Genomic DNA, 16000 nt, shown 5'->3' with positions numbered 1-16000 from the left:
TTAAATTTATAAGATCTTTTTAAAATTTTACACATAATTTTAATTAGTTATTGATGAATGATACTAATAAAAGCTATAATTAAATTAATTTGTTTTAAAACTTAAAAAATCTTCAATTATGGATTCTCTAATTTGTGGAATTTTAGAAAAATCCATATTATTTACATAATATTTTTCTAGATCGTCATGAAGACTTTTTTCAGAATGAAGTATATCTGTAGCTTTATTTATAAGTGTATAAAATAATTCTTTATCTTCATTTATTTTTGTTCTATTACTATTTAAAATAGATAAGTCTAATAAATTGTCCATATATATTTGTTCACCATCTAAAAATTGTTTGTTAATTTCATTAGAGGTTACAATTGCAGAATTAAGATCTGGGATTACAATATGTTCTAGCATATTTGGAATTAAGGGATTATGATAATATTCAACAAGGAAACCTCTATTTATAGCTTCATTGCTTATGCTATTTAATATTTCTGTTTTGCCAGTTCCAGGAGCTCCATTTAAAACATATATATCTTTTATACCAATATATACACTATCTGTGTGGCTTACTATTCCTTCAGGACTAATAGCGCTGATGAATAGATGTCTTTTCTTTCCTCTAGAATCATTAGATATATTTTCTTTAAATAAGTTATTTTTTAATTCTTTTTCTAATTTATATAGATTATCATAGTTTTTAGCCCTACAGTTTAAAATACTCCAGTCTTCATGGATGGTTTTAGCTGCATTTAAGTACCTATAGGTTCTTTTGAAGGTTTCGCTTATTTCATTGCTTATCTTTATTATTTCATTTTTATGTTTCTTTAATTTATTTTCATCTAATAAATCACCTAAATTTATTATTTTGTCTATGGCCCCAGGTACCTTAGGGTCAAGCATATGGGGAGCTGTTCCATCTACCATAGCTATCTTTAATTCTTTGATTCTTATAGAATCTAAAGAATTACTATCTGAAGAACAGTGAAAAAACTCTACAGTATAATTACTTTTTATAAAAAAATCAGCAATGCTTTTCATTAGAGAAGATTTCCCAGTACCAGGACCACCTTTTAAATATATAATTCTATTAGCATCATTAATATCTATTATATTATTAAAGAGAGAGTAGAAACCTTCAGCGGTATTACCACCAGCAAAGAAGTGTTTTGATGGGTTTATCAAAAAAATCAACTCCTTAATTAAAATCACTATATATAATATGCACAAAACATAATTTTGTATACTAATGAAAGTTCCCATATATAGATTTTAGAGTATTTATATATGAAATAAAAAAATTAAGTTAATAAAAATCTCTATCTATGGTTATAACTGTATTATATTTAGGATGTAACTTTTTTATACAGTTATCTATATCTTTTTCAAGCTGATTTTCCAATTCAGGAGTAAGCTTAAAAGAATGATCTATTACTATATCAAATATTAGATTTTTATATTCATCTTCGCCAACCATTCTAAAATCATGCATAGATTTTATTATAGGAAATTCTTCTAAAATTTTAACTACCTCTTTACGAGTATAAGCTACTTCTTTATTATCTACATTAATAGGATCCATATGAATAACTAGAAGAAGATCTAATTTTTTAGATATTTCATTTTCAGCTTTATCTATAACTTCATGAATTTTAACAATAGATTCATTTGAAGGAACTTCTGCATGGATAGAAGCCATACATCTCCCAGGACCGTAATTGTGTACTATCAAATCATGCACGCCCATTATTAACTCATAACTCATAACTCTTTCTATTATTTCAGATACTAGTTCTTTATCTGGAGCTTCACCTAATAATGGATCTAAAGTTTCTTTTATAAGTGAAATACCAGAATATATTATAAATAAAGAAACCAATATTCCGAAGTATCCATCTATAGGAAAGGAAATCCACTTAGCTAACAATAAAGATAAGGCAACAGAGGAAGATGTTATAACATCACTTAATGCATCTAAAGAAGAGGCTTTAAGTGCACCAGAGTTAATAGTATTACCTATATATTTATTAAAATTACTTAACCATAATTTTATAATAATAGAAAATAATATTAATAAAAATGGTATCCATTGAAATTTTACTATAGAAGGATTTCTTATTCTATCAAAAGAAGATTTTATAAATTCAAATCCAACTAAAAGTACCATAAAAGATACAATTAATCCAGATATGTATTCAATTCTACCATGGCCAAAGGGATGTTCTTTATCTGCAGGTTTAGAGGCTAATTTAAAGCCTAAGAATGTTATTATAGATGATGCAGCATCAGATAAATTGTTAAAAGCGTCTGCTGTAACTGCAATACTATGAGATATTAATCCCACAGAAATTTTAATTATAAATAAAAATATATTTGTTAGAATACCAACTATACTAGCTAAATATCCATAAGAATCTCTAACTTCTTTATGATTAGTATTTTTATAGTCTTTTACAAATTTAATCACTAAAAGTTTAGATAACATAATAGCACCTACTTTCAATTCAATATAAAATGTATTATAACATATTTTTTTAGTAAAATTTTCTATATTAAAATATTTTATAGCATATAATATATTAATATACTCTGATATAATAAATTTATAAAATATTATGAAAAGTAGGTGTTTTATATGGATAAAATAAAGCTATCTAAGGTATCTAATGAACTAATAGATTTTATATATGATAGTCCATCGCCATATCATGTGGTACATAATTTAAAAAACGTATTAACAAAGGAAGGTTTTATAGAGATTAAAGAAAGTGAAGCTTGGAAATTGAAAAAAGGTGGTAAATATTTTACCAGTAAGAATGATTCTGCAATAGTAGCATTTTTTATTGGAGAGGATGAAATAGAGAATTCAGGTTTTAGAATAGTGGCTTCCCATACAGATTCTCCAACTTTTAAAGTAAAGCCTGCTCCAGAAATTTTTGCCGAGGGTAATTATATTAAACTTAATACGGAAGTATATGGAGGACCTATACTAAACACTTGGATGGATAGACCTTTATCTTTGGCAGGAAGAGTAGTTTTAAAAGGGGAAAATCCATTAAAACCTAAAATGGAACTTGTAAATATAAAAAGACCTATACTTATAATTCCTAATTTAGCTATTCATATGAATAGAAATATAAATAAAGGTATAGAACTCAATAAACAGAAGGATATGCTGCCTATAATCTCAATGGTTCAGGATAAATTAGAAAAAGAAAATTACTTGGTTAATATAATATGCAAAGAATTAGATGCTAATATAGATGAGATATTAGATTTTGAATTATTCTTATATGAATTTGAGAAGGGATGTTTAATTGGAGATAAGAGTGAATTTATATCTACAGGTAAATTAGATGATTTATCCATGGTTCATGCATCGTTAAAGGCTTTACTTTCTTCCACTAATAATAAATCTACAAAAATTATGGTATGTTTTGATAATGAAGAGGTAGGAAGTGCAACAAAACAAGGTGCGGATTCACCATTCTTATCTCAAACATTAGAAAGGATAACATTATGTTTAAACAAAAATAGAGAAGAGTACTTTAGAACCCTTTCAAAATCATTTATGATATCTTGTGATTCAGCCCATGCTATACATCCTAATGTAAGTGAAAAATCAGATCCTACTAATAAAGTTATTATGAATAATGGCCCCGTTATAAAAATTAGCGCTAGTCAGAGTTATACTTCAGATGCCTATTCTTCTTCTGTATATGAAGAAATATGCCACAGGGCTAAAGTACCAGTACAGAAATTTGTAAATAGATCTGATGAAAGAGGGGGATCTACTATAGGGCCTATATCTGGAACTCATATAAATATACAATCAGTAGATATAGGAACGGCATTACTTGCTATGCATTCTATTAGAGAGTTAGGAGGAGTAAAGGATCAAGTTTATGCTATAAGGTCTTTTCTAGAATTTTTTAATATTTAAATAAAAAGTATTGATTTATTTCATAATTCATGTTAAACTAATGAAAATTTAATTAAATGAAAGCTACTTATGGAGAGGTGCTGTAATTAATAGTATTTATTCTTAGTCGGCAGACTTTGAGGAATAAAAAAAGGAATTATGGCCGAAGGAAAAGGTTTGGTAAAAGTTTTTCCTGGCTTTGCACATAATATGTGTAAGGCTGTCACTTGAAAAAGTGGAGAGCTGCATAGGTACACGGAAGTTGCATATTATTTATTTGTATTATTGAAATAATGCAGCAAAGGTGTTCCTTTGTTGCATTATTTTTTATTTTTGTGAAATACATAAGTTAGAGTATTTATTAAATTTTAAAGAAATATTTAAAATATTTTATTTAGAAGTAGGGGGTATTTATATGGCAACAATCGTTCAAAAATATGGAGGTACATCTGTAGCAACGGTAGAAAAGATAAAAAACGTAGCCAAATCTATCGTAAAAAGAAAAAAAGAAGGAAATGATATAGTAGTTGTTGTTTCTGCTATGGGACACACTACAGATAATCTTATAAATTTAGCTAAAGATATAAGCAATGTACCAGATAAAAGAGAATTAGATGCATTAATCTCTACAGGGGAAATGGTGTCATCATCACTTTTATCTATGGCAATTAAGGAACTAGGGGAAGATGCTATAAGTTATACTGCTTATCAAATAAATATAAGCACCAATGGACAACATGGAAAATCTTTAATAAATGATATAGATGAAAAAAAGATAGATAAAAGCCTAAAGGAAGGAAAGGTTGTTGTTGTCGCAGGATTTCAAGGAATAAATTGTGATGGTAATATAACAACTTTAGGTAGAGGTGGGTCTGATACTTCAGCAGTAGCAATAGCAGCAAAGCTAAATAATGCCATGTGTGAAATATACACAGATGTGGATGGAATATATAGCGTAGATCCGCGAGTATATAATAAAGCTAAAAAATTAGATTATATAGACTATGAAGAAATGTTAGAATTATCTAGCCTAGGTGCACAGGTTATGCATTCAAGATCTATAGAATTAGCTGAAAAATATAATATACCTATTTATGTAGGATTAAGCAATGGCAATATCAAGGGAACAGTTATTAGGGGGATGAATAATATGAATATGGAAATAAAATCAGTAACAGGATTAGCAACTAGTGATGATGATGTTGCAATAACAATGGAAGATATAAATGAGAACATAAACATAGTAGCGGATATATTTACGAAATTGGCAGAAAAGCAAATAAATGTAGATATGATAAGTCAAACAGCACCTATAAATAGTAGAATAAGTTTATCTTTTACTATACCAAAAGAAGATTTACAGGATGGAATGAAAATAATAAAAGGGTATGCACCAAAGGATAAAATAAAAATTGACGAAAATTTAACCAAATTTTCTATAGTAGGAATAGGAATGAAAAATACATCCGGTGTTGCAGCTAAAATGTTAAAAATTTTTAGTGATAATAATATAAAAATAAAAATGATAACAACCTCAGAAATAAGGATTACTTGCGCAATAAATGTAGAAGATAAAATAAATGCTATAAATTTAGTAGCAAAAGAATTTAATTTATAAATAGGATGTGGGAGTATGAAACTTTTTGGAAGTATGAATATAAAGAACAATAATTTATATATAGGTAAAATAAACACTTTAGGATTAGCTACGGAATTTGGAACACCTTTATATGTAATGGATGAAACTCTTATAAGAGATAATTGTAGAAGATATGTAACTTCCTTTAATAAAGAAAAAAACAAAGTAGCTTATGCGGGAAAAGCCTTTCTTACTAAGGCTATGTGTAATCTAATAAAAGAAGAAGGGCTTTATTTAGATGTAGTATCAGGAGGAGAAATATTTACTGCTTATAAAAGTGGATTCCCTATGGAAAAGGTGTATTTTCATGGCAACAATAAAACTATAGAAGAAATAGAGATGGCCATAAATTTAGGTGTTGGAACCTTTGTAGCAGATAATTTTCAGGAATTAGATATAATAGATAATGCCTGTAAAAATAAAAATATAAAGCAAAGAGTAATTTTAAGAATAATTCCAGGTATTGAAGCACATACCCATGAATATATTAAAACTGGACAAATAGATTCTAAATTTGGATTTACATTAATAGATAATGGTGCTATCAAAGCAGTAAAAAAAGCGTATGAACTAGAAAATATACAATTTGTTGGGTTCCATTGTCATATAGGCTCTCAAATATTTGAAACAAAACCTTATGAAGAAGAAATAGAAATAATGCTTAAGTTAATAAAAAGAACTAATAAAGAACTAAATATAGATATAGAGGAGCTGGATTTAGGTGGGGGCTTCGGAATATATTATAAGGATGGAGATAAGCCTAAAGAAATAGAAGAGTTTTGTAAAATTATATTAGATAAAGTGAAAAATTATTCAAAAGAGATAGGGGTTAGAGAACCTGTTTTAATAATAGAGCCAGGTAGGTCTATAGTAGGTAATTCAGGAGTTACACTATATTCTGTAGGTTCTATTAAAGAAATTCCTAATGTAGCTAAGTATGTAGCTGTAAATGGAGGGATGACGGATAATATAAGGCCTGCATTATATAAATCAGAATATGAATGTGTAGTATGTAACAAAGCCTTAGATAATTTATTAGAAGAAGTAAAAATAGTAGGGAAATGTTGTGAATCAGGAGATGTACTTATAAATAATGTAAAATTACCAATAGTAGAAACTAATGATTTGTTTGCAATATTAAATACAGGAGCTTATGGATATTCTATGGCAAGTAATTATAATAAAGCTTTATTACCATCTGTGGTTTTTGTTAATAATGATAAAGTAAAATTAGTATGTAGAAGACAAAGCTATGAAAATTTAATACAAAATGAAGTGTAAAATATTTATCAAAAATAATATAGTTATTAAAATAAATGTTTTTTAGTAATGATAAATAAAAAATCTTATTGAGTTAAATCTAAATTAACTTAATAAGATTTTTTTTATTTAATTAATTTTATATTAATTTAAAGTAGTGGTAACTGAAGGAAATGTAATTAATGTTTGTTTATAGGTTAGTTTTTAAATGTAATATTTTTATATTAATTGGAAATACTAAATTAGGCATACTCTTGATAAGGAAAGGATGAATTCTTATGACAGTGTTTATACCAATTTGTGTGAGTTTAATTATTTTAACATATTTAATATATAAGAATAGTGATAGTAAAGAAAGTTTAATAGATGATATAAATAATATATTTTTTAGTGAAGATAAACAGGATCTAGAACAATTTGCAGAAGATATCTCAGAATTTCATAGTATAGTATCTAATAGAAAATGTAGAAAATTGGTTTTGGAAAGCTTAGATAAAAGTTATGAGAGAATAATGAATAATCACAAATACATAGTATCTTTAGATGAAGATATAAATATGACTGTACCTGCTGGAGAGTGGTTATTAGACAATATATATCTTATAGAAAAAGAATATAAAGATATAAAAAAAAATATGCCATCTTCTCATTATGTAAAATTACCTGTTATAAATAAAGGCATAATGAAATGTTACCCTAGGGTATATCATTTAGCTTTAGCCATAATACACAATTTTCATGGAAATATGGATAAAGATTTTATAATAAAATTTATGAATGGATATCAGAAAAATAATATATTGACTAGCTCAGAAGTATGGGCTTTGCCTATAATGTTGAGAATAGCTTTAATACAAAAGATATCTATAATAACAGAAGAAATAACATATATACAAAGAGAAAGAAAAAGGGGGGAAGAATTAGCAGATAAAATAATTAAAAATTATAATGATGGAGATTTAGAAAAAACTATTGATGAATTAAAGGATAAAGGGATAAATATTAGTCCTTATTTTATGGAAACATTTATAAATATAATAAATGATAATGGAATAAAAGAAGAAAAATTAAATCTATTTATACAAGAACAATTAGAGATAAAAGAAAAAAACATAGATAACATAATAAATTTAGGATATAGAAAACAATCTAAACAACAAATAATTATGGGTAATTGTATAAATGGATTAAGAGATATAGAAGCTATTAATTGGAAAAATATATTTCAAAATGTTAGTGTTATCGAAGAAATATTAAAAGAAGACCCTTCAAAAGTTTATAATGATATGGATTTTCCATCCAAAGACTTTTATAGAAGTAAAATAGAGAGACTTTCAAGAAAATTAAAACTTCCAGAAAGTTATATAGCAAAAAAAAGTATAGAATGTGCACAACAATTTGAAGTTAAAACTGAGGAAGATAATTATAAAAAACATGTAGGATATTATATAGTTGAAGAAAAAGGGGTTAGATTACTCAAAAAAGTATTAGGTGTAAAAAATGAAGGAAAGGATAAAATAAAAGATTTTTTAATTAAAAATAAAGTTAGATCTTATATAACTAGCATAATAGTTTTTACATTTATATTCGAATTTTTTATCATTAAATCCATAGAATACAATAATGTATATATAATGTTGTTACAAATCAGAGTACTTTTAATACCTACCAGTGAAATCATAATATCCATACTAAATTGGAGTTTGAATAATTTAACTAAGCCAGATTTTATACCTAAATTACAATTTACAAATGGTATAGCTAAGGAAAATTCAACAGTTGTTGTAATACCTACATTAATAGGAAGTAAAAAAAGAGCTCAAGAATTAGTAAAGGATATGGAAGTATATTATTTAGCTAATAAAGAAAAGAATCTTTATTTTGCTATTTTAGGAGATTTTAAAGATAGCAAAAGTGAAAAAGAAGAAAATGATGAAGAAATAATAAAAGAAATGTTAAAGAGAGTAAAGGAGTTAAACAATAAGCATTCCAAAGCAGGAGAAGAAATATTTTTCTTTTTAAATAGATATAGGCAATATAATGAAAAAGAAAAAATATGGATGGGATGGGAAAGAAAGAGAGGGAAGTTAGAAGAATTTAATAAACTTATACGTGGAGAAAAAAATACTAGCTATAATACTATAAGTGGAGATATAAATATTTTAAAAAAAGTTAAATATGTAATAACACTAGATGCAGATACAAAACTTCCAAGAGATGTGGCTAAAAGTCTAATAGGCGCTATGGAGCATCCACTTAATAGACCTATAATAAATAATGTGAAAAAATCAGTGATTCATGGATACGGGCTTATGCAGCCTAGAATTAGTATAGGTGTAGAAGATGCTAATAAAACTTTATTTTCAAAAATTTTTTCCGGACAGGTAGGATTAGATACTTATACTACGGCTGTATCTGATATTTATCAAGATGTATTTAAAGAAGGTATATTTACAGGAAAAGGGATATATCATGTGGATACTTTTAATACTATGCTTAATGGAGAAATAAAAGAAAATTCTGTTTTAAGCCACGATTTATTAGAGGGATCTTATGTTAGAACAGCTTTAGTTACAGATATAGAATTAGTAGATGGATATCCAGCCTATTACAATTCAAGTTGTAAAAGACTACATAGATGGGTTAGAGGTGATTGGCAGCTTATACCTTGGATATTTAAAAGAACAGCAATAAATAGATTGTCAAAATGGAAAATAATAGATAACCTAAGGAGAAGTCTTTTAGAACCAGCTATAATTAGACTTATATTATTTTCATTAATTAGTTATTATGGAACTAACGAAATGATTACAGTAGCTTTTCTTTCTATTATTGCACCTATATTGTTTAATGTTTCAGAGGTCATTATTTTCCCAAGTAAAGGTATAGGTTTATCTGGTAGGATATATAGTGTGAAAAACGTACTAAAACAATTCTTCTTAATATTTACTTTTATACCTCACAAAGCATATTTAATGTTAGATGCTATAACAAGAACTTTATATAGACTTCTTATAAGCAAAAAAAATTTATTAGAATGGCAAACTGCAGAAGAAGCAGAGAAAATGTCCCAAAAGGATTTAAAAGGATATGTAAAAAGTATGTGGGTAGGAAGCTTAATAGCTCTTCTTATACTTTATCTATCTATAATAAGATCTAATGAATTAGCTATATTGCTTGTGCCTGCTTGTATAATTTGGTTTATTAGTCCTTATATAGCTTTCTATGTAAGTAAGGATAAGAAAAATAGATTATATATAAATAAAGATGATAAAAAGCTATTACTTAATATAGCTAGAAGAACTTGGGCTTATTTTGAGGATTTTGTTTATGAAGATACTAAATGGTTAGCACCAGATAACTATCAGAAAGAACCATATAAAGGAATAGCCTATAGAACATCACCTACCAATATGGGAATGGGAATAACTTCAAATATTGTAGCCTATGATTTAGGATTTATAACATTAGAAAATCTTATAAATAGACTGGAAAATATAGTATCTAGTATGAATAATTTAGATAAATATGAGGGCCATTTTTATAATTGGTATGATATAAAAAATGGTAAACCACTAAATCCTAGATATATATCTGCAGTAGATAGTGGAAATTTAGTAGGATATTTATGGCTTACAGAAGAATCTTTAAAGGATATTATAAATAAACCTTTATTAAGCAAAAAAAATATTGATGGGTTATTAAGTATACTAGAATTAGCTAATGAAGAATTAAAAAAAGAAGAGGATATAGATAACTTTTATTTTAATATAATATTTATTTTAAAAGAAATGGAACCGGATATTGTTTTTATAAACAACATATTTATAAAAATATTGAACAAGCAAAAGGAACTAGATAATTTTAATATAGATATAAATAATTTCTATTGGAATAAAAAGTTATACGATTTTTTAAATGAATCTCTTCAGGAATTTAAAAAATTAATTCCTTGGAAGGATCAAATAATAGAAAATATAGGATTATGTAAAGATGTAATAGAAGAGATTAGAGACTTTGTTACAAAGATACCTATAAAAAAAATGCCAGATAAAATAAATTATATTACTAAAAATTTAGAACAAATAAAAACAAAGGACAATTATGAAAGAGAATGGATTTTAAATTTTATAAATAATTTAAATACTAGTAGTGATAATATTAAAAATTTAATACAGGGTATATATGGATTAAATTTAAAATTAGATGAATTAGCTAAAAATACAGACTTTAAAGTTCTATACAATAAGGATAGAAATTTATTTACTATAGGATACAATGTAGATTCAGGAGAGATGGCAAATTCTTATTATGATTTACTAGCTTCAGAAGCTAGGCAAGCAAGTTTTGTTGCTATAGCAAAGGGCGACATCCCACAAGATAACTGGATAACATTAGGTAGAGGTATAACTTATATGGGAAAAAAATTAAAAGGGTTAGCTTCTTGGAGTGGAACTATGTTTGAGTATTTTATGCCTTTATTAATAATGAAGAATTATGAAGGTACTTTATTAGACCAAACATATAAATCAGTAATAAAAGGACAGCAATTGTACGCTAAAAATAAAAGGATACCTTGGGGAATATCCGAATCTGCATTTTATCATTTTGATGGAGATAAAAACTATCAATATATGGCTTTTGGAGTGCCTGGCATAGGAATAAAAAGAGGATTGTCTAAGGATTTAGTTATATCGCCTTATTCAACTATATTAGCTTTGCAAAAAGATATAAGTAGTGGTATTGAGAATATAAATACACTAATAAATTCTAAATTATTAGATAGATACGGATTTTATGAGGCTGTAGATTATACTAAAAATAGAATACCGAAAGGAAAGAGTAAAGCTATAATTAAATCTTTTATGGTACATCATCAGGGAATGAGCCTTATGGCTTTAAATAATATTCTTAATAATAATATACTCCAAAATAGATTTCATAATAAACCAGAAGTTAAAGCTACAGAACTATTATTGCAAGAAAGAAAAAGTAATAGAATCATATACAATAGAAGTATAAAGAAATATAACACAGAATTGAAGCTTAATAATATCAATCAATATAGTAGAATCTATAACACAGCTAAAACTGATATACCTAGAGTAGGGTTATTATCTAATGGAAGTTATTCTTTAATGATTTCTAATAGGGGTGGAGGATATAGTAAAAAAGATGATACTACTATTTATAGATGGAGAGAGGACTTAACTTCTGATTCTAAAGGATTGTTTTTCTATATAAAAAATATAAATGCTAATAATTATTGGAGTGCTACTTATGAACCTTGTAAATTTGAAGGTGAGTATTATAAAGCTCAGTTTTCTAGTGATAAAATTATTTTTTCAAGAGTGGATGGCAATATAATAACTGAAACTCATGTTACGGTTTCTCAAGAAGATGATGCAGAAATAAGAAGCATAAATTTAAAAAATAATAGTAGCAATGACAGAATGATAGAAGTAACTAGTTATTGTGAGGCTACATTATCAAATTATAATGCAGATTTAGTTCATCCTAGCTTTAGCAATTTATTTGTAAAAACAGAATTGAAGGAAGAACCTTTTTGTATTTTAGCCAATAGGAGAAAAAGAAGTGAAAAGGATATATCTCCTTGGTTAATTCAAACTGTAGCTGTGGAAGGGGAACAAATTGGTGGATTTCAATATGAAACAAGTAGAATAGATTTTATAGGAAGAGGAAGAAACTTATCTAATCCACAGGCTATGGATAATGAAGCTAACCTTAAAAGTTCTATAGGACCGGTGCTAGATCCTATTATAAGCATAAGAACTAGAGTAAGATTAAAGGCTAAAGAAAACTGCATAGTAGCTTATACAACTGCTTTTTGTAATTCTAAAGAAGAAGGAATAAAAATAGCAGAGAAATATAGAAATATAGATAATGTAAAAAATGCCTTTAACTTATCTTGGAGTCACAGTAATTTAGAAATGAAACATTTAGGTATAAGATCCACCGCAGCTAATATGTATCAGTATATTGTATCTAATATATTATTTATAAATAGAAATATGAGGGAAAGAGAAAATTATATAAAATATATAAAATCAGGTCAATCAGATCTTTGGGCCTATGGAATATCAGGAGATTATCCTATAGTTTTAGCTACTTTAGATAAAGAAAGTGGAATAGATATGGTAAGACAATTGTTAATTGCTTATAGATATTGGAAAATGAAAAATATAAATGTAGACTTAATAATAGTTAATACTAAAGAAAGTTCTTATATACAACCAATAGAAGATTCTATATTAAATTTAATAAATACTCTAGGATTAATGAATAATATAAATAAATCATCAGGGATATTTCTATTTAATAAATCTACTATGAAGGAAGAAGCTTTAAGTTTATTGAAGGCTATGTGTAGGTTGTATATAGACTCTAATAAAGGTTCTTTAGCAGAACAAATAGATACAGGTAATAATAAAAATAAGGAATTAGATTTGTTACAAAAAAGAGAAATACAATATACTGCTAAATCATATAAATTTGAAGTGCCTAAATTAGAGTATTTTAATGATATAGGTGGATTTGATATGGGAAATAATGAATATACCATAGTGTTAAAGGATTATAATAATACTCCCCTACCATGGATAAATGTAATGTCTAATGGTAACTTTGGATTTCATGTATCAGAGAGTGGATCATCCTATAGCTGGTATAAAAATAGTCGAGAAAATAAGCTAACTAATTGGTGCAATGATCCAGTAATAGATGGAGAAAGTGAGCACATTTATATAAGAGATGAGGAAACAGGAGAAATATGGAGTATTACACCTAAACCTATAAGAGATGAAGGGCAGTATATAATAAATCATGGATTTGGGTATTCTAATTTTAAGCATTATACAAAGGGTATAATTGGAGAAATTACAAGTTATTGTCCTATGGAAGATAACTGCAAAATATCTCTAATAAAACTTAAGAACAACACTAATATAAAAAGAGAAATATCTGTTACCTATTATGCTTCAACGGTTTTAGGGGTATCTAAACAGTTAAGTTCACCATATATAAGTACCTATTTAGATAAAGAAAATTTTATATATTCTAGAAATCCTTATAATAGTAGTTTTAGAGAAACTACCGCTTATTTAAAAATAGTAGGAGGAGAAGAAGAATCCTTTACAGGGAATAGAAAGGAATTTTTAGGTATTGAAGGTACTATAGAAAATCCTAAAGCATTAAATTATGAAAAACTAAGTAATGAAGTAGGTGCAGGTATAGATCCTTGTATGGCTGAAAATTCAAAAATAACCTTAGAACCTAATGAAGAAAAAGTATTGATAGCTATATTAGGAGCAGAAGACAGTATAGAGGCTGTAAAAGAAAATATTAATAAGTATGACAATGAAATAGTAGCCTTTAAAGAGCTAGATAATACTAAGGAATACTGGAAAAGTCTTACTGAAACTATAAAAGTAAAAACTCCAGATAAAAGTATGGACTTAATGTTAAATGGATGGCTTTTATATCAGGTAATAGTGTGTAGGTTATGGGCTAGAACAGCTTTTTATCAATCAGGAGGTGCATATGGATTTAGAGATCAGCTTCAGGATGTAATGTCAGTATGCTATATAAAGCCAGAGATAACAAAAAAACAAATAATATATAGTTCTTCAAGACAATTTAAAGAGGGAGATGTTCAGCATTGGTGGCATCCAGTAGTGGAAAGTGGTATAAGAACTAGATTTTCAGATGATTTATTATGGCTTCCTTATGTAACTATAGATTATATAAAGAACACAGGAGATTATAGCATTCTAGATGAAAGTACAAATTATTTGGAAGAACCACCATTAAAAGAAGGAGAAGATGAAAGATATAATGTAGCTTATGTATCTAGTGAAAAAGGGACAATATATGAACATTGCATAAGAGCTATTAACAGAGCTTTAAAATTTGGAGAACATAATATACCTTTAATGGGTTCTGGTGACTGGAATGACGGGATGAGTACAGTAGGGAACCAAGGAAAAGGAGAAAGCGTTTGGCTTGGATGGTTTTTGTATACTATATTAGAGTCATTTATAAATATATGTGATTATAAAAAAGATGTTGTAAATATGGAACGATATAAAGAATATTTACAATTTATAAAAGAAAATATAGAAAAAAATGCTTGGGATGGAAGTTGGTACAGAAGGGCTTACTTTGATAATGGTACTCCTTTAGGTTCTATAGAAAATGAAGAATGTACCATAGATTCTTTATCACAATCTTGGTCAGTGTTATCAGGAGCAGGTAAAGAAGATAGAGTTAAAGAGGCAATGGCAGCGGTTGAAAGAAATCTTATTAAAAAGGATAAAGGAATAATTGCTCTCTTAACTCCAGCTTTTGACAAGTCAACTCTGCAACCAGGATATATTAAGGGTTATTTACCTGGTGTTAGAGAAAATGGAGGACAATATACTCATGCAGCAATATGGGTAGTATTAGCTTTTTCTAAATTAAAAATGGAGGATAAGGCATGGAGCTTATTTAATATGATAAATCCTATAAATCATACAAAATCTTATTTTAACTGCCAAAATTACAAAGTTGAACCTTATGTTATGACTGCAGATATATATGATGTAGAACCTCATATAGGAAGAGGTGGTTGGAGCTGGTATACAGGAGCTGCTTCATGGATGTATAGAACAGGCATAGAAGGAATATTGGGGTTAAAATTAAAGGGGAAAGATGGCTTTTATGTAGATCCATGCATTCCTAAAGATTGGAGTGAATATGAAATAGTCTACAATAGAGGAAACTGTAAATATAATATAAAAGTTATTAGAGAAAATAAAAAAGAACTTTGGGTAGATGGTGAACTAAAAGAGGAAAATATTATACCAATATTTGAAGAAGGTACTCATGAAATAAAGGTTGTAATATAAACAGAGTTCTTGGCTTCAGAGGGAGTTTTTACTCCCACTGAAGCTTAGAAATCGTTTTCGGGTACGTACCCGCTCTTTACTCCCACTTTGAAGAAGATGGGAGTATTAGAGCGGGTAGTCATCGGATAAAAATATATTAATTTAAATTTTAAAAGTTATGTAAAACATAATGATTTTTAAATTAAATATTTGACTAACAAGAAGACCCTATTTAGTTACAATTTTTATTTAACTAAATAGGGTTTTTATTAAATAAGATTTTATTTGTAATTTTTATTA

General features: G+C 27.2%; 6 protein-coding genes and 1 riboswitch. Of the genes, 4 read left to right on the top strand and 2 right to left on the bottom strand.

Features of this window, described 5'->3' with window-relative positions; translation table 11 throughout:
• Positions 1-84: 84 nt before the first annotated feature.
• Both ACYUDJ_RS12230 and ACYUDJ_RS12225 read right to left on the bottom strand, forming a co-directional pair.
• Positions 85-1176 carry a PRK06851 family protein gene (locus tag ACYUDJ_RS12230; protein WP_042384174.1) on the bottom strand — a complete coding sequence of 364 codons (1092 nt, stop codon included), beginning with the start codon at positions 1174-1176 and terminating at the stop codon, positions 85-87.
• 121 nt (positions 1177-1297) lie between these two features.
• Positions 1298-2476, bottom strand: coding sequence for a cation diffusion facilitator family transporter (locus ACYUDJ_RS12225; protein WP_042384177.1), 1179 nt, complete (start codon positions 2474-2476; stop codon positions 1298-1300).
• A gap of 150 nt (positions 2477-2626) precedes the next feature.
• Between ACYUDJ_RS12225 and ACYUDJ_RS12220 the strand changes: the two genes are divergently transcribed.
• The 4 genes from ACYUDJ_RS12220 (at position 2627) to ACYUDJ_RS12205 (ending at position 15721) form a co-directional block, all read left to right on the top strand.
• Positions 2627-3934 carry a M18 family aminopeptidase gene (locus ACYUDJ_RS12220; protein WP_043032558.1) on the top strand — a complete coding sequence of 436 codons (1308 nt, stop codon included), beginning with the start codon at positions 2627-2629 and terminating at the stop codon, positions 3932-3934.
• Positions 3935-3998: 64 nt separating this feature from the next.
• Positions 3999-4167, top strand: a riboswitch (Lysine riboswitch).
• 161 nt (positions 4168-4328) lie between these two features.
• Positions 4329-5531 carry an aspartate kinase gene (locus ACYUDJ_RS12215; protein WP_003483194.1) on the top strand — a complete coding sequence of 401 codons (1203 nt, stop codon included), beginning with the start codon at positions 4329-4331 and terminating at the stop codon, positions 5529-5531.
• Positions 5532-5546: 15 nt separating this feature from the next.
• A complete protein-coding gene (lysA, locus tag ACYUDJ_RS12210; protein ID WP_003483196.1) occupies positions 5547-6833 on the top strand; it encodes a diaminopimelate decarboxylase in 1287 nt (428 codons plus the stop codon).
• A gap of 257 nt (positions 6834-7090) precedes the next feature.
• Entirely contained in the window at positions 7091-15721 is an 8631-nt protein-coding gene (locus tag ACYUDJ_RS12205) for a GH36-type glycosyl hydrolase domain-containing protein (protein WP_003483200.1), read from the top strand.
• The last annotated feature ends 279 nt before the right edge of the window (positions 15722-16000 follow it).

The sequence above is a fragment of the Clostridium sp. CTA-6 genome (assembly GCF_054768115.1).
The sequence above is the reverse complement of the archived record's forward strand: the minus strand, read 5'-3'. Positions and strand labels throughout refer to the sequence as shown.

Bases quoted from the DNA above. Each gene is read 5' to 3' on its own strand.
- ACYUDJ_RS12225 (WP_042384177.1), bottom strand. From the start codon at position 2,476: ATGTTATCTAAACTTTTAGTGATTAAATTTGTAAAAGACTATAAAAAT.
- ACYUDJ_RS12220 (WP_043032558.1), top strand. From the start codon at position 2,627: ATGGATAAAATAAAGCTATCTAAGGTATCTAATGAACTAATAGATTTT.
- ACYUDJ_RS12215 (WP_003483194.1), top strand. From the start codon at position 4,329: ATGGCAACAATCGTTCAAAAATATGGAGGTACATCTGTAGCAACGGTA.
- lysA (WP_003483196.1), top strand. From the start codon at position 5,547: ATGAAACTTTTTGGAAGTATGAATATAAAGAACAATAATTTATATATA.
- ACYUDJ_RS12205 (WP_003483200.1), top strand. From the start codon at position 7,091: ATGACAGTGTTTATACCAATTTGTGTGAGTTTAATTATTTTAACATAT.